The following is a 3,251-nucleotide window of genomic DNA, read 5'->3' on the forward strand; positions in this document are numbered from 1 at the left end:
TGCGTTACGGGGCGGGCTATTTCAACCAGGCGCGAAGAGGCTTAAAATTAGGGCAAGCCCGCCCCTAACGCACCCTACGCAACTCCCTGTTCCCGATTCCCGATTCCCGATTCCCGATTCCCGATTCCCGTTATATAAAAACAAAAAAGCGCTCCCCAAACGGAGAGCGCTTCTTTCAAACTTAGCCAATTAAGCCAAGTTTAGATTAGCCGTTGATAACTGGAGCAGTTAAAGCAACAGGAGTAACCTCACCAGCAGCTAGGTCTAGAGGGAAGTTGTGAGCGTTACGCTCGTGCATTACCTCGAAACCTAGGTTAGCGCGGTTAAGAACATCAGCCCAAGTGTTGATTACATGACCTTGAGAGTCAATAACACTTTGGTTGAAGTTGAAGCCATTGAGGTTGAACGCCATGGTGCTGATGCCCAAAGCGGTAAACCAGATGCCGACTACAGGCCAAGCACCCAAGAAGAAGTGCAAGGCACGGCTGTTGTTGAAGGACGCATATTGGAAGATTAAACGACCGAAGTAGCCGTGAGCTGCAACGATGTTGTAAGTTTCTTCCTCTTGTCCGAACTTGTAACCATAGTTCTGAGACTCGGTTTCGGTGGTCTCACGCACTAAGGAGGAGGTCACCAAAGAACCGTGCATAGCACTAAACAGTGAACCGCCGAATACGCCAGCTACACCCAGCATGTGGAAGGGGTGCATAAGAATGTTGTGCTCAGCTTGGAACACGAACATGAAGTTGAAGGTACCGCTGATTCCCAAAGGCATACCATCAGAGAAGGAACCTTGTCCAATGGGGTAGATTAGGAACACGGAAGTAGCAGCAGCCAAGGGAGCGCTGTAAGCAACGCAGATCCAAGGACGCATGCCTAGACGGTAGCTCAGCTCCCACTGACGACCCATGTAGGTGAAGATACCAACAAGGAAGTGGAAGACGATTAGCTGGTAAGGACCACCATTGTAGAGCCACTCATCTAAGGAAGCTGCTTCCCAGATTGGGTAGAAGTGCAAGCCAATGGCGTTAGAAGAAGGAACAACAGCACCAGAGATGATGTTGTTGCCATAAATCAAAGAGCCAGCAACAGGCTCGCGAATTCCATCAATGTCCACAGGGGGAGCAGCGACGAAGGCGATGATGAAGCAGATGGTAGCGGTTAGCAATGTGGGGATCATCAGTACACCGAACCAGCCTACATAGAGGCGGTTGTTGGTGGAAGTGATCCAATCGCAGAACCGGTCCCACACGTTAGCGTTACGCTGGTTTAATGTGGTAGTCATGTTCGGATGATTGCGTTTATTAGATTATCTAGGTTCAGAAGGCTTGTTTCGCCTGTCTGTATTTATCCTAATACAATCCTGAAGATAAATACATTTTCCAGGTTTAATCGTAACTTTATTTAAAACTAGTTAACTTTGCTTAATAAAAAAATGGCGATCGCTTTCTTGAAAGATGACTGATAGCTCCCACAATGGTGATGAATCAGAGGGATGAATCAGAGGGATGAATCCTAGGCTAGGCATGGCTTAGCCAGGTTATGGCCAGCTTGGTTAATCCGTTTGAACCACTGCTATATTAGCTTAACATTGCTTAACAAAGATAGTAGTGATTGCTTTTGTCAATATTTACTGATATCTGGGACAATTTTGATTAATCCTAGGGATTAATCCTAGATGAATCGTAGGGTGGGCAGTGCCTAGCAAAGGGCTTTTCAAGCTTCATTATCTGTGTGATGCACTGCCAACCTAATACTTAACATTACTTAATAAAAAAAGTGCGATCGCTTTCGTGACCAGATTTAGGATTAATCACTAGGATTAATCCTAGGGTGGGCAGTTAGACCGACTACTGAGGGCTGAATGCTTACATTTCATGACTTGGCTTAGCTAGCCCATTCACGATTTCTACACATTGCCGTGATCTAATCGTATTTATAGAGAGATATATATAGAGCAACACCCCTAAACAGTATAATTTCGGATTTTTAAGCCACAAAACAAATAAAAAACCCATAACTGTCGAAAAACTTCACCGGGTGCATCTCATTTTTGCTGTTTGACACGGTGGTGCGTTACGGGCAGCAACATAACCCTGACTAAGAGGCGAAAAATGAAGCCCCCCCTATAGCACCACTAGCAAAATTTTCAAAACTGAGATGCACCCAACTTCACCTTCCTTCCGGTCCCTTCACCCGGCTACCCTTGATTGCAAACAAATGCAACGAATTTGGGAAATCTGTAGCTTGCTCATTGTAGCTACAGGAGTTCGCCTATAAAAATGACTGTATCAGTAAGCCAGAACGAGTTACTCAATTCAGCCATCTCTGTATAGAGTTCTTGGGTAATTCGGAGAGTTATGGGTATTGAAGGAGATTCAACATGTATAGCTTAGAGTCCCAGATTAACTACCAAGTCAAAGGTTTCGATCGCGTAGCGTGGCCGAAGGCCAATCGCGTAGTGTGGCCGAAGGCCAATCAGCTCAGTCATTCGGAAAATAAGTCTAAAATTGCTAGTTTACCATCGAATAACTCTCAATTCCTCCTACAAGCTATTCTTGAAGGGTTTGTTGACGGTGTCTTGATTCTGACGTCTCAAGGAAAGTGGGTTCATGCTAATGAACGTGGGCTTAGCATTTGTCGTCAACTCTGTCAAGATAAGTCACAGATGAGTTCTATCCCTGAGTCAATTTGGCGAGTGTGCGAAGGGTTAATTGATAGTCGCGATTGGTTTTCTGGGCAGAAAATGATTCTTGAGTCGGAAATCAAAATGGATAATTCAGTAACATTTCGAGTTAGGGTCAGATGGTTATTTTTGGATAATCAAGCAGAACCATATCTGTTAGTAACTCTAGAAAATCGCCATCATTCTTACTATAATGCTGCTATTACTGATGCTAAAAAATATGGATTGACTAACCGAGAAGCTGAAGTTTGGTTGCTTAAGAAAGCTAAAATGTCTTACAAAGAAATTGCAGCTCGGCTTTATATTACTACCAATACTGTTAAGAAGCATCTGAAAAATATTTATGCTAAACAACAGGCATTAGTTAGTAGCTAATAGGGAGTAGGGAGTAGGGAATCGGGAGTCGGGAATCGGGAGTCGGGAAGAAAGCATTCAGCTATCAGCTATCAGCTATCAGCTAATGCGCACGCTACTTGAGGTGCTTATGCGCTACAGATGGTGCTACTTGAGGTGCTATCAGCCCAAGGCCAACTGACCGCACCTCAAGTAGCGTGAGCTTTTAGCA

Annotated in this window: 2 protein-coding genes and 1 pseudogene; 2 read left to right on the forward strand and 1 reads right to left on the reverse strand. The window is 44.6% G+C overall.

What is annotated here, in order from left to right:
- Positions 1-193: pseudogene (locus F6K20_RS30765) on the forward strand (hypothetical protein); the annotation flags it as partial.
- Between the two features lie 12 nt (positions 194-205).
- On the opposite strand, the gene psbA reads toward F6K20_RS30765, so the two are convergent.
- Positions 206-1,285, reverse strand: coding sequence for a photosystem II q(b) protein (gene psbA, locus F6K20_RS30770; protein WP_287297256.1), 1,080 nt, complete (start codon positions 1,283-1,285; stop codon positions 206-208).
- Positions 1,286-2,383: 1,098 nt separating this feature from the next.
- Between psbA and F6K20_RS30775 the strand changes: the two genes are divergently transcribed.
- Positions 2,384-3,061: a helix-turn-helix transcriptional regulator gene (locus F6K20_RS30775; RefSeq protein WP_008185536.1), complete on the forward strand. Its 678-nt coding sequence runs from the start codon at positions 2,384-2,386 to the stop codon at positions 3,059-3,061.
- Positions 3,062-3,251: the final 190 nt, after the last annotated feature.

The organism is Moorena sp. SIO2C4 (genome assembly GCF_010672485.1).
Lineage (GTDB): Bacteria > Cyanobacteriota > Cyanobacteriia > Cyanobacteriales > Coleofasciculaceae > Moorena > Moorena producens.

Bases quoted from the DNA above. Each gene is read 5' to 3' on its own strand.
- F6K20_RS30775 (WP_008185536.1), top strand. From the start codon at position 2,384: ATGTATAGCTTAGAGTCCCAGATTAACTACCAAGTCAAAGGTTTCGAT.
- psbA (WP_287297256.1), bottom strand. From the start codon at position 1,285: ATGACTACCACATTAAACCAGCGTAACGCTAACGTGTGGGACCGGTTC.